The sequence below is a fragment of the Pseudonocardia sp. McavD-2-B genome (genome assembly GCF_024124365.1).
GTDB lineage: Bacteria > Actinomycetota > Actinomycetes > Mycobacteriales > Pseudonocardiaceae > Pseudonocardia > Pseudonocardia alni.
Genome location: NZ_JAMXSG010000006.1, coordinates 38,097 through 56,543 on the forward strand (window position 1 = coordinate 38,097; position 18,447 = coordinate 56,543).

At 71.1% G+C, this 18,447-nt stretch carries 14 protein-coding genes; 6 read left to right on the forward strand and 8 right to left on the reverse strand.

All coding sequences use genetic code 11. The features are described from left to right. Positions 1-16: 16 nt before the first annotated feature. From vsr to NH602_RS02165, 5 genes are read right to left on the reverse strand one after another with little or no spacing between them, the layout of a single operon-like run. The gene (gene vsr, locus NH602_RS02145; RefSeq protein ID WP_253066850.1) at positions 17-418 is read right to left on the reverse strand and encodes a DNA mismatch endonuclease Vsr; all 402 of its coding nucleotides are present in this window, start codon (positions 416-418) and stop codon (positions 17-19) included. Positions 419-464: 46 nt separating this feature from the next. Next, on the reverse strand, positions 465-2,291 hold the full coding sequence (locus tag NH602_RS02150) for a DUF1998 domain-containing protein (RefSeq protein ID WP_308292801.1): 1,827 nt from the start codon (positions 2,289-2,291) through the stop codon (positions 465-467). A gap of 2 nt (positions 2,292-2,293) precedes the next feature. Beyond that, positions 2,294-5,479, reverse strand: a complete 3,186-nt coding sequence (locus tag NH602_RS02155; protein ID WP_253066852.1) for a helicase-related protein — start codon at positions 5,477-5,479, stop codon at positions 2,294-2,296. Further along, complete coding sequence (locus NH602_RS02160; RefSeq protein WP_253066853.1) at positions 5,476-7,311, reverse strand: UvrD-helicase domain-containing protein; 1,836 nt, start codon at positions 7,309-7,311, stop codon at positions 5,476-5,478. The genes NH602_RS02155 and NH602_RS02160 overlap by 4 nt, the downstream gene beginning before the upstream one ends. A gap of 8 nt (positions 7,312-7,319) precedes the next feature. Then, a complete protein-coding gene (locus NH602_RS02165) occupies positions 7,320-11,942 on the reverse strand; it encodes a DEAD/DEAH box helicase (protein ID WP_253066854.1) in 4,623 nt (1,540 codons plus the stop codon). Between the two features lie 408 nt (positions 11,943-12,350). Between NH602_RS02165 and NH602_RS32125 the strand changes: the two genes are divergently transcribed. Continuing rightward, positions 12,351-12,701 (forward strand): DUF1275 family protein, encoded by a 351-nt coding sequence (locus tag NH602_RS32125; protein ID WP_374210115.1) that lies wholly within the window; start codon positions 12,351-12,353, stop codon positions 12,699-12,701. Continuing rightward, on the forward strand, positions 12,698-14,050 hold the full coding sequence (locus tag NH602_RS02170) for an MFS transporter (RefSeq protein ID WP_253066855.1): 1,353 nt from the start codon (positions 12,698-12,700) through the stop codon (positions 14,048-14,050). The genes NH602_RS32125 and NH602_RS02170 overlap by 4 nt, the downstream gene beginning before the upstream one ends. A gap of 9 nt (positions 14,051-14,059) precedes the next feature. Here NH602_RS02170 and NH602_RS02175 read toward each other — a convergent pair whose 3' ends face one another. Then, on the reverse strand, positions 14,060-14,656 hold the full coding sequence (locus tag NH602_RS02175; protein WP_073577260.1) for a hypothetical protein: 597 nt from the start codon (positions 14,654-14,656) through the stop codon (positions 14,060-14,062). Between the two features lie 116 nt (positions 14,657-14,772). Then, positions 14,773-15,207, reverse strand: a complete 435-nt coding sequence (locus NH602_RS02180; protein WP_073577261.1) for a MarR family transcriptional regulator — start codon at positions 15,205-15,207, stop codon at positions 14,773-14,775. 58 nt (positions 15,208-15,265) lie between these two features. Between NH602_RS02180 and NH602_RS02185 the strand changes: the two genes are divergently transcribed. From NH602_RS02185 to NH602_RS02200, 4 genes are all read left to right on the forward strand, one after another. After that, positions 15,266-15,787 carry a phenolic acid decarboxylase gene (locus tag NH602_RS02185; RefSeq protein WP_253066856.1) on the forward strand — a complete coding sequence of 174 codons (522 nt, stop codon included), beginning with the start codon at positions 15,266-15,268 and terminating at the stop codon, positions 15,785-15,787. Continuing rightward, a complete protein-coding gene (locus tag NH602_RS02190; RefSeq protein WP_218899369.1) occupies positions 15,784-16,659 on the forward strand; it encodes an alpha/beta hydrolase fold domain-containing protein in 876 nt (291 codons plus the stop codon). Before NH602_RS02185 ends, NH602_RS02190 begins: the two co-directional genes overlap by 4 nt. A gap of 10 nt (positions 16,660-16,669) precedes the next feature. Continuing rightward, positions 16,670-17,113, forward strand: coding sequence for a hypothetical protein (locus tag NH602_RS02195; protein WP_179762230.1), 444 nt, complete (start codon positions 16,670-16,672; stop codon positions 17,111-17,113). A 92-nt stretch (positions 17,114-17,205) separates the two neighbouring features. After that, entirely contained in the window at positions 17,206-17,697 is a 492-nt protein-coding gene (locus NH602_RS02200; RefSeq protein ID WP_062396543.1) for an inorganic diphosphatase, read from the forward strand. Between the two features lie 37 nt (positions 17,698-17,734). Here the strand turns inward: NH602_RS02200 and NH602_RS02205 are convergent. Continuing rightward, on the reverse strand, positions 17,735-18,447 hold a 713-nt coding region (locus NH602_RS02205; protein WP_253066857.1), incomplete at its 5' end, for an MmpS family transport accessory protein.

Below are 18,447 nucleotides of genomic sequence, written 5' to 3' on the forward strand. Positions count from 1 at the left end.
GGACGGCCGGCGGACGTCACGACCTCGGCAGACCACGGTCGGCGCCGTCGTCCAGCACCGATTCCACCGCGTCGGCGGCAGCGCGGGGGTCCTCGTGTTCCCAGAACCGCACGACGTGCCACCCCGCCGATCTCAGCCGCTTGTCGGTGTCCCGATCGCGGGTCACGTTGCCGGCGAGCTTCGTCTCCCACCACGCGCGGTTGGCACGGGGCCGGGTCGCGTGGACCGGGCAGCTGTGCCAGAAGCAGCCGTCCACGAACACGGCGACCCGCTGTCGGGTGAACACGACGTCGGCCCGACGCCGGGGCAACCCCACCGAGCCGAGGGCGAAGTCGACCCGAAAGCGTCGCCCGCGACGGTGGAGCTCCCGACGCAGCGACACCTCCGGCGCCGTCCCGGTCCTCGCCTGCCGGGACATGCGGCGACTGACGTCCGGGCTGCTCGCGGGGACGCCGGTGTTCGGCTCAGTCGAGGGCGAGCTGCTCGAGATAGCCCCGCACCCCCTCCTCATCCGATCCCACCACGACCGCACGGTCGAGGAAGACGTTGTTGAGCTCGCAGCTCGTCTCCGGCAGGAGCAGACACGAGTGGCAGGCCGCGAGGTTGAGCCCGTCGGAGCCCGCGGCCTCTGCCTCCATGCACAACGGGTCGGCCGAGCACCACCGCGCCCTCTCCACGGCCGAGGCCAGGGCAGGCCCGAGCTTCGCCAGCTTTCCCTGCTCGACGAGGCCTCCGAGGCTGCCTGCCGAGTCGCTGCTCGCCGTGTAGATCAGCAGACCGGCCATCTGGTCGGAAACGTAGAGGCGCTCCCGCAGGGCGGAGGCCGGGTAGCCGGAGTCGAGACTCCACTCGTTGATGATCATGTGGGCGAGGCTGTGCAGCAGGATCAGCCGGGAACGGACCGGCGACTCCGGCACCTCCCGGCCGGACACCCGTCGCCGCAGCGCCGCTTCGTGTCGCGCGCGGACGAGCTCCGATCGTGCGGCTGCACCCGAGGTGGGGTCCTCCTCCCAGCGACGCAGCCGATCGGGATCCAGCCGGAGGAAGACACCCTCGCCGCTGACCTCGACACCGGGCAGCCAGTCCGGCATGGAACTCCTCGAGAGCGGCGCGAAACGCTCCGCGGCATCGCTCTCCAGCGGCGCCTCGACCCGGGTGAAGGTCTGCAGGACGCGGACCTCACGGAGCCGGGAGACCTGCATCACCCGATCGAATCCCTCGGGCAGCCCCACCTCACCGGAGTCCGGGGGCGGCGCACACTCGAAGTGTCCCTCGTCGCGTTCGTGACCGAGCTGTTCGTACTCCTCCTGGCGGATCACGTCGGCCGGCTCGAAGCCGGTGACCACGGATGGGTCGGGCGCCTCCCCCGCGGCGTGCTTGCGGAGCTCGGCCACCGCGTCGAGAACCTGTTGCTCGGTGTACTCCGATCGTCCCCCCACCAGATTCAGGCTGCGCGCCTGCTGGGCGACGACGTCGTCACCGACGTCCTTCCACATCGCGAAGTACTTGCCGACGGTGTCGAACAGCTTCTTGCTGAACGGCGGGATCGACAGCGCGGACCGGACAACCGGGAACCACGCTGCGGACGAACCACGCTGCAGTGTGCGGACATCGGCCGTGCATCCCTGCTCGGCGGCGTCGTCGGCCAGCCAGGGACGACCACCGCGGCAAGTGTAGCCGATCGAGACGAGCGCGCCGCGTCCGAACGCGCCCTCCATGGAGGCCTCGGCACCGCAACTGCAGCTGATCACGATCGAGCGCAGGGCGGACGACCGCCCGGTCGCCCGGTAGCTCAGCTCGCACTTCCCGCCGGACGCCTCACGACCGGAGTGCACCCACTGCCAGTAGGGGAACTCGTCGAGGTGGCCGTTGCGGCAGGCGACGACGAACCGTGACGGGGTCAGGCTCCCGTCGCACGCCGCGCACCTGTTCCTGCCGCGTGGGGAATTGAACTGCCGGTACCGACGCAAGGTGTTCTCGTGGTCACCGGGGCACGTGTACAACTGCGGGAAAAGACGCACCGGTACCGACGCCCCCGGGGGCAGGTCCGGCGCCGGGGGACGTACGAAGCCCCGGACACCGAGGCGGGACTGGAGCCGGACCTCGATCAGGTCCGGGTGGTCCACGACCCTCCAGTCGTCCAGTCCACCGACGACGAAGGAGCGCTCACCGAGCGCGATCATCGATCCGACGCCGTAGGTGGAGACGAGCTGGGTGCGGCGGACAGCACCCTCCTTCGTCGGCCTCGGTGTCCGAGGAGTTCGTGTCGTGCGGGTGCGCGGTGGGGCCACGATCAACGGCTCGCTCTCAGCTCGGTCTCGACGTCGACGTCCCGCAGACTCCAGAGGGTCTCGGCGGCGTTCTCCAGGTCCTCGTCCGAGGCGAACGCGCGCAGCAGCGCGTCGTCGGCCCCTCGGGGCGGACGACGTCGCGCCTCGTACACGAGACCGGGGTTGATCTCCGCGAGCTGCCGCCAGTGGTCGACGAAGTCGTCCAGGTCCAGTGCGGTGCCTTCTCGGGCCTCCGGCTCGACCGCCGCGACGCGCTCGAGGATGCGTTGCTGCGCGCCCCGGACGTCGTCGAGGAACGACTCGATCCGGGATGCCGCATCGTTGGGTCGCGCGATCGGGTGCATCATCCGAACGATGCCGACAAGGACGGCGTGCAGTCCGCGGTCGCGGGCCCGCGGGGCGAACGGGGTGACGCTGGTCGACTCGACCTGTCGGTAGAGCGCGCTGTGGAACGCGGTGAAGTCCTCGTAGTGCGACCGGTCCCGACTACGGGTCGCGTTCAGCATCGCCACCACCAGGCCGGGATGCTGCCGACCGACCCGACTGGTGGCCTGGATGTACTCCGCGGTGGTCTGGGGCTGGCCCATCACCGCCATCAACCCGAGCCGGTCGACGTCCACACCCACGGAGATCATGTTCGTGGCGAGGACGACGTCGACGGCGTCCGGCGACGGGCGCTCGACGAACAGGCCCGCCAGGTGGGCGGGGATCCTGCTCGACGGCTCGCGGCTGGTGAGCTCCGTGAGGTTCTCCGGGTCGCGCGGCTCCACGCCGTCCCGCCGGGCCAGCTGTTGCAGTCGTTCGACCACATCGGCCCGGGTCTGCAGTTCCGCCGCGGCCAGGAGCCGGAGGCTGTTGAAGTAGCCGACCAGCGTCCAGTACGGATCCCGCTCGGTGTCGTCGCCGTCCAGGGCGGACGCCGCGTGCAGCAGCGCCGCGTAGACCCTGATCAGGAGCGAGGCCTGGCTCGTGGCCGGGGCGAGGACCCCGACGTAACGGCGGGCCGCCTTGCGCCCACGACCGGTCTCGACCGCGAACCAGGAGTCCCGGGAGTCGATGCCGGCCGGGGGGAACTGCCGGACGCTCCGACCGAACAGACGGACGCCCTGTTCCTGAGCCCTCCGGATCGTCGCGGTCGATGCGACGATCTTCGGTCGATCCGCGACCAGGTCGACGGCGGTCTCGTAGAGGCCGGCCATCGACCCGAGCGGTCCCGAGATGAGATGGAGTTCGTCCTGGATCACCAGCTCCGGTGGCCGGGTCCCGACCGGGGCACCGGCGCGGTTGAAGACGTGGGCGACGTCCTCCCGCCAGGCGATCCGCGCGAACTTGTCGGCTGTGGCGATCACCAGCGTCGGCCGCGCCGCGTAGATGGTCTCGTCGACGACGTGGACGGGGAGGCCGTCGTGGAAGGCGCAGGTCTCGTCCGCGCAGCGGATCTCCATGCGCCCGGCGGCCCGCAGGACGCGGTACTGCCGGTGGTCGATGGGGGTACCGCACCAGGGGCAGGCCCGTAGCTGGACCGGGTTCTGCTCGTGGAGGGTCTCCGCGCGACCGAGCTTGACCAGACCCTCCTCGGCCTGTTCCAAGGTGTTGGGGGTCGCCGCACGTCCGACCCACATGCCGATCGACACGGTCTCGGTGCCGAGGTCCGGCTCCGCGCGGCGCAGCGTCTCCATCGCGCAGATCAGCGTGGCCGCGCGCTCGAACTGCTGCAGGGTGAGCAATCGCAGCGTGTAGCGCATGAGGACGGTGACTCCACCGCCGGCCTCGCCGTCACGCATCCTTCGGAGGAACGTCGTGAAGGCGATCAGGCCGAGGTAGGCCTCGGTCTTGCCGCCACCGGTGGGAAACCACAGGACGTCGGCCAGCTCGCGGTCGGCGTGCTCGACGTCGACGATCCCGTCGAGACACAGCAGGACGAAACCGATCTGGAACGGGCGCCACCTCCCGGCCGCCGGGTCCGGGGAACCCCGTCGTCCCGCCCTGAGCCAGGCGCTGCGGGCCCGCTGCTCGGCCATCACACGACAGGCCAGGCGGAAGGCACGCTCCGCCCGCGGGTCGCGACGGAGGAGAGCGACACCGCTCCTCATCCGGGCCCGTGCCTCGTAGCAGGCGGCGAGCTGGGTGGACGCGGTCTGTTCGTGCTCCGATCCGAGCAGAGCCGTCGCGTCCGTCGCCCGCTTCCCGATCCAGTCCGCGTAGAGCTCCACGAGGCCGTCGAGACGTTCCAGCAATTCGGTCCGCGGTGCCTCGGCCAGCTCCAGCATGCCGAGTTCGGGGGCCTCGGGATTGCTGTCCGCGAGCAGGACCTCTCGGGTGGGGACGAACGTCGTGCGCACCTCGTCGATCGCGGCTCGACTGACGGGTCGAGGGCCCCGTGGTTCCGGCGGCTCCCATGTCCACTCCACCGAACAGCCGTGTCCGGTCGCGAACACGGGGGCATGCCGGTGGAGAAGATCGCTCAACGCGAGTTCCTCCTCCACCGCATGGGATGTGCGGGGTCGCTCGACGAACGCCGCGACGCCACCGGCCCGCACCCGCATGTGTGCTTGGAAGCAGCAGTCCGGGTCGACCAGCGCCCCCTTCCGCACGACCCGCTCGTTCACCAGGGTCAGCGTGACCGCGACGACGCCGGCAGTGGGAGGGCGCACCCGACTACGCAGGACCAGACCGTCGACACCGGGGACGGGCAGGAGACCGTTGCCCCCGGTGAGGGGGACGTCGAGCCGCTCCTCGAACGGGTCCCTGTGCCACCGCACCCCGTCGGCGGCGTCGGTGTGCCCGCGCTCGACGCGTTGCGGCTGCACGCGCGTTCCGTCGGGAGAGCAGGGGATGTAGAAGGCCCCGGAGACCGTCACCTCCAACGAGGAGATGCGCGCACCGTCGACGGCGACGGTCAGTCCCATCGCGCGCGGCAGTTGCCTGTTCGTCATCGCGACGCCGGTGTCGGCCACCTCGTCCACCGTGGAGACGGCGGGTGCCGCCCCCTCCTCGTCCGATTCCTCGGCCCGCTCCCGAGCCCGCTCGGGTTCACCGTCGGCGGGGAACAACATCCCCGTCACGTACGCGTTGGCCGGGTCGTCCGTCAGCACCTCCTCGGGCCCGTGGACAGGTCCTCTCAGGTCGGCGACCAGCAGATCCGTGATCTGTTCGGGGAAGCGGTAACGGGCATCGAGTGCAGTCACTCGGCAACCTTCCAGTCGAAGCGGCTCAGGCCACCGAGTCGGGGGGCGAGCCAGACCCCCGCGGCCCCGAGTCCGGCACGTTCACCGGATGCGACGCTCCCCGCGACGGTCTCCACGGCGTCGATCCGCACACGCTCGATCCGTCCCGGGTAGCGGTTCGGCGTGTACTTCGCGTGTCCGCCCAGGAAGCGGAACAGCGCCGTCCCGAACCCGTCGGAGGTCCGTCCGATGTCGATGCCCTCGAAGAGGATCCGGTAGACCGGCCCGCCCGTCGTCGACAGGTCGTCCGGGTCGAACCACAGTTCCACCTCGTCACCGACCGACACGTCCCCCGACAGCAGCTCCTGGATCTCCTCGGCCCCGTACCTGCGATGCGCTCCGGCGGGTTCCTCGGCGAACACGTCCCCGCCCACGATCTCGAGACCGAAGTGGTTGCGGCGGTACCTGCCCGTCCCGTAGCGCCCGATCCGGTCCCCGCGATCCCACCTGCGCACGCCTCTCAGGCGGAGAGGGTTCATCCGCCACAGGTCGTCCCGCGGACGGGTCATCGCGACGTAGAGGAGCCGGGCCTCCTCCTGCTCGGGGGTGTCCGACCTCTCCCGCAGCGGCCCCGGGTCGACGACCACGACGCGGTCGAATTCCAGACCCTTGGCGCGGTGGAAGCTGGACACGACGACGGCCGATCCCGGCTGCGCGGTGAACTCGTCGGGCAGCCGGCGTCGCGCGACGGCGTCCCGGAGCCGGTGCATGTCGACGGCGCGGCCCCGGTCACCGGCTACGCGTCGCAGCTGCCTCCAGACGGTGTCCACGTGCTGTCCCGCTCCCCCCGGCACCGACGGGAGGAGCTCGGTCAGTCGATCGCGCCCGAGCGTGCTCCCGGGGTACGAGCGGAACAGACCGGCGAGCCAGGACGGCGCGACCCGGTCCTGCGCCGTCCGACGCAGACGGTGCGGTACGCCGGCGTCGGCGAGTCGCTCGGACACGACCAGGGTCTCCGCATTGGTGCGGCAGAGCACCGCGGTGGTGAGTTCCTCGTCGTAGAGTCCGAGCAGGGCGTAGTCGTCATCAATGTCACCCACGACCGGGACATCACTCAGGACGTCGCGGAGGTCCTCGTAGTACGACTGCGAGGTATCGGTCGGATCGACCCTCAGCACGGGTCCGAACGCGAGGGCCGGACGAGCCTCGTCCCGCTGTGCACGGAAGTTGCGCGTCAGTTCCCGTTCGACGAGGACCCCGTCGAACCGCTCCCTGATGTGTCGGAAGCAGGCATCCGCGCTGTGCAGCCGTGTCTCGGCGTCCTCGATCTGGAAACCGTAGATGGACTGCGCGATGTCGCCGACGACCGTGAACGCGCAGCCGGTCCGGTCCAGGATCGCCTCGACGAGGACCAGCCGATCCCCCACCAGGTCCTGGGCCTCGTCGACCACGAGGTGCCGCAGGTCGTCCAGACGGTCGACCGGTTCATCCGAGGCGATCACCTCCGCGGCTGCCCGGATCCGTTCGTCGAACGGCTGCTGGGTCCAGTCGAGGGTGGCGTCCGTGGACATGAGGACATCGAGGGCGAAGGAGTCGAAGGTGCTTACGGGGACGAACCTCGTCGCGGTACCCGCCCTGTCCAGTCGTCGGGTGAGCTCCCGCACGGCGCTGCGGGCGAAGCTCAGCACGAGCACCTCGTCGGCGCCGAGCTCGTCGTCGCGGACCAGGCGGGCGACACGCTCGATCATCGTGTGCGTCTTGCCGGCACCGGCACCGGCCGTGACGAGCAGGAAGGTGTCCGCCGCGAGGTCGACGACGTCCTGCTGCTCGTCGGTCAGTTCGGGTCCCGCCACCGATGCGCTCACTGCTTCCGCCACAGGTACTCGAACTCGGTGAACGCGAGCTCACCCCGGTAGTTCTGCACGTTGTCCCGGACGTCGAGGATCGTGCAGCTCTCGTTCCCCCCGTTGCGGGGGCCGCGGAGGCCCCGTCCGATCATCTGCTGGTAGACGTTCGGGCTGAAGGTGGGACGGGCGATGACGACCGCGTTCGTGCGTGGGGCGTCGAACCCCTGGGCCAGGACGTTGTAGTTGACGATCGTCCGGTACCGCCCCGCCCGATAGCCCTCGATCTTGGTGCGACGCTCCCCGGCCGGGGTGTAGCCGTCGATGGAGGTCGCGGGCCTCCCCCGCTGGTTCAGCAGGGCGGTGAGCAGCTTCGCATGCTCGACCGAGGCCGCGAACACCAGGACCGACCATTCCTCTGGGAGGCCGGTAATGGCGTCGAGCAATGTGTCGTTGCGCTGCACGTCCTGCGCCAGCTCGTCCTCCGCGGAGGAGGGCAGGGTCGAGAACTGCGTCGCCGACGTCAGTTCGCGCTCGTCGAGCTGGATGGTCGCCCCCTTCAGCTCGCGGTGTTCGACCCTGGCCAGCACCCCGAGGTCCTGCAGGGTCTCGTACTCCCGCCCCTCCTCGAAGATTCCGATGTCGAGCCGGCGCGCCCCGAATCGGTTGACCAACCAGCTCGTCTGCTGTTCGCTGCGCCCCCGGAACGGCGTCGCCGAGAGCCCGATGAGAGGCCTGGCGGTACGGGAGCGCTCGATACCGAGGTGGGACAGGATCTGCGTGTAGCTGGTGGACACAGCGCGGTGCGCCTCGTCGACGATGACGACGGAGGCCGCGCGCAGCCACCCGTGATCGATTTTCCCGAGGCGGCTGTTCAATGTGGCGTCGGTGGCCACGACGAGTTGGGTCGCGTCCGTGACCGGTGCCGCGTCGTTGCCACCCCAGAAGCGATTGATCACAAGTCGCCCCGCAGGCCCGGCCTTGCCCCAGACGAACTTCCAACTCTGGACGGCCTGTTCGCACAGTTCCTCCGACTGCGCGATCCAGAGCACCGGACCGATGGGTGTACCGCGTTCACGGACGAATCGGGTGACCGCTTCCACCGCGACACGGGTCTTGCCCGCACCCGTGGGAAGACTGAGCATGGCTCGGGCCGGTTCCGGTGCCAACAGGTGCTCGACCATCCGGGCCGCCACCCGTTCCTGATAGTCGTGCAGCGCGGGAAGATCTGTCGGGCCGTCGACCTCCTCCATCTCGGGTGGATGGACGACGGAGGCGCCGGCGAACTCCTCCGGTAATCCGAGCTCCGCGACATGGCGTCGCGCGCCGGTCGAGCCGTTGAAGGTCCGCGGTGACGTCTCGTCCTGCTGGGCGATGTCCTTGGCGTGATGTCGTAGGACCGACCCACCGTGTGTGTCCAGTGCGAGCTCGGCGATACGAAGGCCGGTCGGTGTGTGACCGGACTTCCGACGCTCGGCTTCCTCGAGCCCACGGGGTAGTCCAGCGCGCAGCTGGTCCTCCCCCACCATCTTCAGGACCTTCTCCGCAGGGCTCTCCGCCCTACGGATCGCCCGTTTACGCTCGTTCGCCGCCTGCTGGTGCTTCTGGTCGAGAACCGAACGGCGCCCTCCGGGTCCGAGCCCCAAGCGGAGCGCCTCGTCCACGGCGACCAGAAGAGCTTCGTCGTCGTCAGGACGGAGAACGAGAAGGGCACGATCCTCCACGGCGTGGCGCCGTGGGGCGGCGGTGATGCCGTTCGGAGTCCGGGTGATCTCCTCGAGTTCGGTGCATCGGACGACGAGGATCCCGTCCACGGACTGCCGATGACGCATCCTGAGCACAGGGAACAGCTCTCCCAGGGGCTGCCCGGGAGCCTCCGCGACGTGGCGCAGCTCCCGGCTGATGACCTGCTCGGGAGCCAGCATCTGCCACTGTTCGATCATCGTGGCGGCGTCGTCCTCGGTCGGGACCAGGAGTGCGGGAATTTGTTCCTTTCGCAGGTCACGATAGACCGTCGGCGATGCGGTCACCGCGATCTCGGTGTCAGGCCGGTCGCAGACCCACTCGTCGCCGACCCGACATCTCGTGGCCGCCCCCTCCGGCCACTCCGCATCGGCGCGGAAGAGCAGGGCGTACACCGCACCGGGAAACGCGTCGTCGGTGCTCTGCGACGCCTCCTCGACCAGGTCCGCCCACACCACCGGGCGGACAGCGTCGAGCGAGTCCGGGAGGCGGAGAGCGGCGGCGACGCCCTGCCCGACAGCGACCACCGGGAGCAGATGGGAGTACTCCTTCAGAGCCGGTCCCACCGAGCGGACCACTCGCCTGAGCCCCCGGGAGGTCGCGACGACACCGATGGACCGGCTCATCCACGCCAACGGGGACAAGATCTGCTGACGGGTCTGCTGCTGCTTTCCCACCTGCATCGTCCACGAGGCAGCGGAGGTGGCTGCCGGGAGTGCGCCGACGAACGCAGCCCGCCCCTCCTCTGACAGTGCTCGGAAGATTCCGAGGGGACCGGGTGGCGGCGGACCGTCGAACCGCATGAACTTCCGCAGAGGGCGTGGATCCCCCTCGTCCAGCCTCTTCAGGTACAGCCGGTGGTAGTGATCGCAGTAGTCGTCGAACCAGTCGTCCTCCTGCGGAGCTCGTTCAAGGACCGGCTTGTCGAGCAGTCCCAGAGCTCGGAGCACCGTGAGATCTGCGGTGTGGAACCGCATGTCGACAGCGATCTCCGCATCGCGGCTTCCATCGGCGGGGACCACAGGCCCGGGGAGCAGACAGTGTTCGGGCAGGCAGAAGACTCCGGCGACGGTGCGCACACGCAACGCGGTCCGGAAACTCTTGGGTCGGGTGCGCAGCGCTTCCAGGACGGCCGTCGTTCCCGCAGTTCGGGACATCTCCCAGAACGCCGTCCATCGGGCGTCGTCGTAGCCTTCGAGGCCCTGATCGACAACAGCAGCGAACCGACCGGCCGCATCGGCCTCTCGAACTCCGAGGACGTCCAGCGCGCCCGCGGCTCCGAACTCGGCGACGACACGCTCGTCGACGTAGGTCAGACCGTCAGCCAGGGTGTCACCAGCACGCCGGAAGACCGACCCCGGCTGCGGTGACACCAGTTGCCCCGACTCGGTCAGGAGAATCCTGGCACTACGCGCCTGATCGGCGAGCGGGTGACCCGCGACGGACATCTCGGAAGCGATCCGCAGCGCCGCCGCGCAGGTCCGTGGGGAACATGGACCGACCAGCGCCTCCAGCCATTCCACTACCGAGGACGCATCCTTCCGCCCCGCCTGCGCCAGTACGATCTTGACCCGTCCGCGGCGTTCCCGTGTGTCGGCGCGGTGGTGCACCCAATCGACCGGGCGGTCGGGGCAAGCGGCCCACTCACGGAGCCAGTCTTCGCGCAGGTCCTCGGGGTGGATCTGCATCTCGGAAGGTCGGCGCAACACACCGTCCTGATCGACCAGGGAGGGCCGTTCCGCCGCCGCTGCCCAGATGGCACGTGTCAGGCGTTCGTCCGCGAACTGCGGGGCCTCCCTACCCCGGCCGGGAAGGAAGTCGATGTACGCCGCCGGGTCCTTGGCGTCGACGAGCGCCGGGAGCGAGTCGACCACGAGCCGCGCCGCGATCGAGATCAGCTCTTCGTTGAACGCGTTCCCGTCGAAGATCGCCTGGCGATCCTCGGAGGTCTTCCACGGGGCGTTGAGGAGCCCTCTCAGTGTCGTCGCGAACTTGGTGGGGAAATAGGACCAGAACAACCCGCGGGCCCCGCTGCTACGGGGTACGGCCCACGAGATGTCGATCTCGGGTCGGTCGTGGAGCTCACCCGCTGAGCCGAGGGCCGTGCGGCTCGGTCGATGCGTGACGGTGAAGACACGCCACTCGTGCTCGACGACGCTGCCGTCGAGCCGGGACTCCTGGATGAAGTGCTTGTTCCCGGACGACCGGTGGTCGATCTGGCGCTGTTGGGGACGGCCGCGCCGGTCGACCAGCGTGATCGTCCCCACGTGCGAGGAGAAGAGCGGGAACTCGACCGGGAACTTGTGCAGGTCGATTGCCAGCCGCCCGGCCACCCCTGCCACGAGTGGCAGACGAACAACCGTCGTCGCCCATCGCAACAGATCGTCCAGAACCGGGTCCGTCGAGCGACTACCTGCGACATCGAGAAGGCGGGCCATCCTCAGAACCGGGGTGTCACGCGCACCGTGCACCACCGATCGAACCTGCCGCGCCGACCACTCCCGGTCGAAGCCGAACCCGAACAGCTCGCCCCGGTACGTGCTGAAGAACTCCGGGGCATCGGAGATGGCAAGAACCGATTTGATTCCGACGCCGAATCGACCGATCTGGCCGCCTCGCTTCTTCGAGGTGCTCATGCGAAGGATGGTGTCGATGCCTTCGGCCGTCACCGGGTTCCCCTCGTTGGCGCAGTAGAGGAACTTCTCGGTCAGGACGACCGCGATCTCACCGCCTGTACGGTCACGCAGCTCGTCCGCGGAGTTCTGCACCAGTTCGAAGATCTGGCGATCACCGTAGCCGCCCTGCGCGATACGACGCTCGTTGTTCGCGTGTTCCTCGACCAGTCCCCCATCGGCCTCGTAGGACCTCAACACGCGCAGCGACTGCTCCAGAACCACGTCGACAGGGCGAGCCGGGATACGCCGTTCCACTACGAGTCACCAATGCCTTCGCCGTCGCACCGACCACCCACCGGGGCGGGATCGAGATCATAGCGAGAGGCTCCCACCGAGTGCACGTATCCGACCAGGACCGTGTCCCGGAGGTACGTCGTCCATTCACGAAGGCCCGCAGCAAGTATCGGGTCCGCCCCCGTCCGGTCGGAACCACCACTCATTCTCCCCGACAAAGTCATGCGGACCTGGCGCACCGAGGTTCTCGGCGCCACGCGCGCTGCACGAGCGGACGCCGCGACGGGTGAGCTGATCATTGCCCACCACTTAGCGTCGCCTTAGGCCGAACGGCCGAATGCTGCCGCCGTGCTCGCCACAGATCATGACAAGCAGACGGCCCGGATCTTCGCGGCGGTGCCGCTACTGCTGGCCGCGGCGGCGGGCGCCCTGGACGGGGCCTCATTCACGGCGTTCCACGACGTGGTCGTCAGCGCCATGACCGGCAGCTTCGTCGCGCTCGGCCGGGGGCTGGGGTCGGTCGGGGCGCTCGCCCCCGCGGCCTGGGCGGCGCTCGCCGTGGCCACGGCGCGCTCCCGGTCGCCCGTCGGGCTGCACCCGGGCGACCACCCGCGGACCGGACCCGGTCGATGGTGGTGGCCCCGACCGGGGCGTGAGCCGTGGACGGTGACGGATTCGTCCCCGTCGGGCAGTCTGACCGGCGTGGCCGCAACGGGGCGGCCACGCCGAGACCGGGGGGTCACATGACGACCGAACGGGAACGCTTCCTGCCCACCGAGCAGGGCGAACAGGCCCCCAACGCCGGCCGGGTGCTGGCGCTGCTGTTCGCCACCAACACGTTCAACTTCTACGACCGGGCCGTCCCGGCGATCGTCGCCGAGCCCGTCAAACTCGAGTTCGGGCTCTCCGACCTGCAGATCGGCGTCCTGGCCGCCGCGTTCACCGTCGTCTACGCCCTGTGCGGGCTCCCCCTCGGGCGCCTCGCCGATCACCGCTCGCGGGCCCGGATCATGGGGTGGGGCATCGTCGCGTGGAGCCTGCTGACGGCCGCGAGCGGCGCGGCCTGGAACTACGTCTCGCTGCTGCTGATGCGGGTCGGCGTCGGTATCGGTGAGGCCAGCTACGCGCCCGCCGCGAACTCCACGATCGCCGACCTCTACCCGGCGGGGAAGCGGGCGCGGGCGTTCGGGCTGTTCCAGCTCGGGCTGCCGGTCGGGCTCGTGCTCGCCTACTTCTCGGTCGGTGCGATCGCCGAGGCGTTCGGGACGTGGCGGGCCCCGTTCGTGCTGGCCGCGATCCCCGGGCTGCTCATCGCGGCCGGGTTCTTCCTGGTGCGCGAGCCCCGCCGCGGGGCGTCCGAACCGGCGTCGACGACCACGGTCGAGGCGACGCCGGCTCCGGTCGACCGGCCGTTCCGGCGGATCCTGGCCGTCCCGACGATGTGGTTCCTGATCGTCGCCGGGATCGGCGCGAACCTCGCGGCCTACTCGGTCAACACGTTCACCGTGCCGCTGTTCCAGCGCTACTTCGGCGCGTCCCTGACCGGGGCGGCGGTGCTGACCGGCGTCGTCGTCGGCGTGACGGGGCTGGCCGGGTTGCTCGTCGGCGGCTGGGTGTCGGACCGGGCGGCCCGCCGCTCGACGGGTGCGCGGGTGCTGGTCGGTGCGGTGGCGACGCTGGGTTCGGTCCCCCTGACCTGGTTCGCGCTGTCCGTGGGACCGGAGGCGACGGGCACATTCGTCGTGCTGTTCGGCGCCGGCTGGCTGCTGCAGTACCTCTACTACACCTCGGCCTACCCGGCCGTCGCCGACGTCGTCGGGCCGCGGCTGCGGTCGACGGCGACGGCGGTGTTCTTCGCCGCGTTCTACCTGCTGGGCGGCGCGGTCGGGCCGGTGATCGCCGGTGCCCTGTCGGACGCGTTCGCCGCGGACGCCCTCGCCGCGGGCGCGAGCCCGGCCGACGCCGCGGCGAACGGGCTGCGGCAGGCCCTCGCCGTGATCGTGCCGCTGTCGATGGCGATCGCGTCGGCCGGGCTGTTCCTCGCCGCCCGCACGGTGCGCCGGGACAACGAGCGGATGACCGCGGCCGCCGGCTGACCCGGGCTCTCAGCCGGGCAGCCGGGTCCAGTCGCGGTCGTCGACGTCGGTGCCGAACGCGTCGAGCGTCACCGTCGTCGAGTCCTGGCGCTGCTCGGGCAGCCGGATCCGGCGCACGTGGGCGCCGTCGAGCCACACCTCGCCCGGCTCACCGTCGCCGGTGGTGACGGTCAGGCGTCGCCACCGCTCGCCGCGGTCGGCGACGACGCCGTGATCGTGGGCCTCGGTGACGTCGGCGAGCCGGTCGAAGGCCGCCAGCGGGGTGACGATCCGGCCGGGATCGGTGAGGCCCAGCCGGTCGAGCCTGCGGCCGGGCCGCCCGCTCCAGACCCGGTCCTCGATCTGCACGAACGCGATGTGGTCGTGGCCCACCATGGCGCGGCGCCGGGTGAGGTCGAGGACTCCGCTGGTGACGACCTCCCGCGGCACCCGGCGCAGGACGGCCCGCGCCAGGGCCGGGAGCGGGCGCCGCCGCCGCGGGAGCGCCTCGCCCACGGCGCGGGTCCCGGACATGTCCATCAGCAGGGTGGCACGGGCGGTGCCGGCCGCGAGGGTGCGGCCGACGGCGTCACGCAGGCGGACCATGGCCGGGCTCTCGGTGGTCATCGTGGGGCCTTTCGCCGGTAGCTCGGGGACAGACACCTGCGAGCCTGCCCGTCGGCGCGGCCCGGCGAATCGGTCCGGAGGACGATCCGTGTCTCCACCGCAGGGAGGAGGCGGGGTCAGCCGGCGTCGAGCGCGCCGGTCAGCCGGGCCAGTACAGGAGCGGCGGCGGCCAGGGCGGCGCGCTCGGCGGGGGCGAGGCGGTCGAGCGCCGCACCGAGCAGGGCCTCGGCCGCCGCGTCGTAGCGTTCCAGCGCCCCGGCCGCCCGCGCGGAGACGGCGACGACCACCGTCCGCTGGTTCGCCCCCGCCCGCCGCTCGACGAATCCGGCGGCGGTCAGCGTGCGCAGCAGGTTGCTCACCGTGGACCGTGCCAGACGCAGCGCCGCCGCCAGTTCGCTCGGCGCGAGCGGCCCTTCCGCCGCCAGCGTGCGGAGCAGCTCGATCTGGGCCTCGGACAGGTCCGGCAGATCGGCGGCGATACGGGTACGGCGCAGCAGGGTCCGGCGCAGCGGGCCGAGCTCGCGGCCGATCAGCGCGGCGGTCGTCGTCACCGGGGCAGTGTCGCACGACGCATTGCCCACAAAATAGTTTTGTTGCAATACTATCGCCATGGACGAAGAGGATCTGACCGCCGTCGTCGGGCACCGGTTCATCTACACCTACGACACCGGCTGGCAGTACGAGATGTACGTCAAGAACGACCACACCATCGACTACCGGATCCACAGCGGTCACGTCGGCGGGCGTTGGGTGCGCGACCAGGAGGTGGACCTGGTCCGGCTCGACGAGGGCGTCTACAAGCTGTCCTGGAACGAGCCGACCGGCACCTCGGTCGTGGTCTGCGTGATGCCGGCCCGGCGGCGTCTGCACGGCACCATCTTCTTCCCGCGCTGGGTCGCCGACGACGGCACGGAGACCGTCTGCTTCCAGAACGACCACCTCGACCGCATGCGGGAGCTGCGCGACGCGGGGCCGACCCACCCGATCGAGACGATCCCCGAGTTCGCGAAGATCACCCTGTTCGAGTTCGTCGGCGTCGACGACGAGACCGTGATCGCCGTCGGCCCCGACGAGCTGCCCCCCGGCTTCGCCGCGCGCACCGATCCCGGATCCGACCGGGTGCACGCGTGAATCCGCTGCTGGTGCGGGCCGCGATCGGACTGCTCCGCCACGCGCCCGGTGGACCACGGTCGCGGGTCGCGCCCGCCGGGACCCGCACGCTGAGCGCGCCCACCCGGCACGGTGCGGCTCCGGTGACGGTGTACCCCGGCGGGGACGGGAGCCCGGTGCACGTCAACCTGCACGGCGGCGGCTACGTCCTGCCCGGCCGTCACCAGGACCAGGAATGGTGCCGGACACTCGCCGCGACCGGAGTGACCGTGCTCGACGTCGAGTACGTCCTCGCTCCCGAGCATCCGTTCCCGGCTGCGGTCGAGCAGACGCTCGACGTCCTGGCCTGGGCCGCAGCCCCGGAGACGGCGCACGGCGGCGACGGAGGCCGCCTGACGGTCGGCGGACAGAGCGCGGGCGGCGGTCTGGCCGCCGCGGCCGCACGCCACGTCCTCGCCACGGGCCGCGGACCCCGGATCGCACTGCAGGTGCTGCACTACCCGCCCCTCGACCTCGCCAGCGAGCCCGGGACGAAGCGGGCGCGGACCGCGAAGCCCCTCATCGGACCGCGGATCTCCCGGCTGTTCAACGCCGCCTACCTCCCGGCGCCGGAGGCCGCCCGCAACCCGCTGGCCTCCCCGGCCGCTGCGGGCGACGACGCCGACCTCACCGGAATCACGCCGGCCGTCGTCGTCACCGCCGAGCTGGACACACTGCGCGACGAGGCCGTCCGTTACGCGAACCGTCTCCGGGCGGCCGGTGCGCTGGTCGAACACATCGACGTCCCCGGCGCCGACCACGCCTACGACCTGCGCGGTGGCCCTCCGGGCGTCGTGGCGGACGTCCGGGCCCGGCTGGCAGCGCACATCCGGGGGGCGCACCACGGCGCCTAGGCTTCGTCCCATGGCGGAGGACGCGGTCCTGTTCCGGGACGTGGTGGCCGACCTCATCGGCGGACGGGCGAACCGGGACACCGCGGTGGCCCGGTTCGCCGCGCCGTTCCGGGCCCACCGGGACGGCCCGGCAGACCGTCTGGAGGAACTGGCCTGGGCCGGGTTCGGCGAGGTCGCCGCCGCGGCCCGCACCGTCGCCGTCCACGACGCCCTCGTCGCGCTGCTCACCGGAGTCCGTGATCTCGGCCCCCTGACCGGTGCCGACGACGCCGTGCGCACCGTGTGGACGCGACGACTGTTCACCGACCTGCCGTGCCTGGGGCCGCAGCTGCGCGAGTCCCTGGACGTGTACCCGGACGACTGCCCGGCGCTGTTCGCCTTCGCCCGACGGTTGACCCGGGCCGGGCTCGGCGACTTCTCCGCATGGGAGTCGTGGGAGCCGAATCGCCCCTGACCCGGCCGTCCGGCGCGCCGGGACGTGCATCGGGGCGGCCGACCGTGTACTGACTGGACCTGCCGTTCCGCTGCCGCGTCGAGGAGGACCCCGTGGAGTTCGACATGCTGGTCGAGGTGCCGAAGGGCAGCCGCAACAAGTACGAGGTGGACCACGAGTCCGGGCGCATCCGGCTCGACCGCACGCTGTTCACCGCCACCCAGTACCCGGGCGACTACGGCTTCGTCGAGGACACCCTCGGGGAGGACGGCGACCCGCTCGACGCCCTGCTCGTCACCACCGGCGAGCCGCTGTTCCCCGGCGTCCTCGTGCTCGTGCGCACCATCGGCATGTTCCGGATGACCGACGAGGCGGGCGGCGACGACAAGCTGCTCTGCGTCCCGGCCCACGACCCCCGTCTGGAGAACCTGCGCGACATCCACCACCTGCCCGAGTTCCACCGCCGGGAGATCCAGCACTTCTTCGAGATCTACAAGGACCTGGAGCCGGGCAAGAGCGTCGAGGGCGCCGACTGGGCGAACCGGGCGGCGGCCGAGGCGGAGCTGGAGGCGTCGCGGAAGCGGTTCCGGGAGACGCCGCACTGAGCACTCCGGGGCGGGCGGCCCCGGTGACCGCCCGCCGTCAGCGGCGTCCGTTGCAGGAGACCGCGGAGTAGTCGCCGTCGGCCGACTCCTCGGAGATCACGGCGCCGTCGACGAGGATCCGGCAGGAGAGCTCACCGGACCCGCCTGCGGCGGTGACCGAGTAGTCGGTGGGCTCGCCGGCGGCCGGGGCGGTGCGCTCCCACGGCAGATCCGCGCCGGAGACCTGGGCGACCGAGGTGCCGCGGCCGAACGTGATCGTGACCCCCGAGCCGGACCCGGTGACCTCGTAGGTGATCTGGGCCGCCGCGGGCGCCGTGGGTGCCGCGGGCGCCGCGGACACCTCGGTGGCCGGGACGACGCCGGGCTGACCGCCACCGGTCGACGCACCGAACGCGACCGAACCCTCGCGCCACGCCGCCGGGGTCTCGTCCCCGGTGCCACCGAACACGGCGAGCCCGATCGGCACGGCCGCGGCAGCCGCCGCGGCGACGCCGACGACCCACGGCCATCGGCGTCGACGGGGGTCCTCCTGCACGGCGCGGCGGCGCCCACGGCGCGGCGGGTCCTCGACGTCGTCGGGACCGGGGGCCGGGTCGGGTTCCGGTCCGTCCCCGTCGGGATCGAGGTCGAGGTCGCGCGGGTCGTACCCGAGGTCGTGCGGGTCCACCGGCCGGGCCCGGCCGTCGCGGGGGTCGGGGCCCGGTCCGGCCTCCGGGCCGTCCCACGGGGCGGGGGCGTCGCCGGGACCGG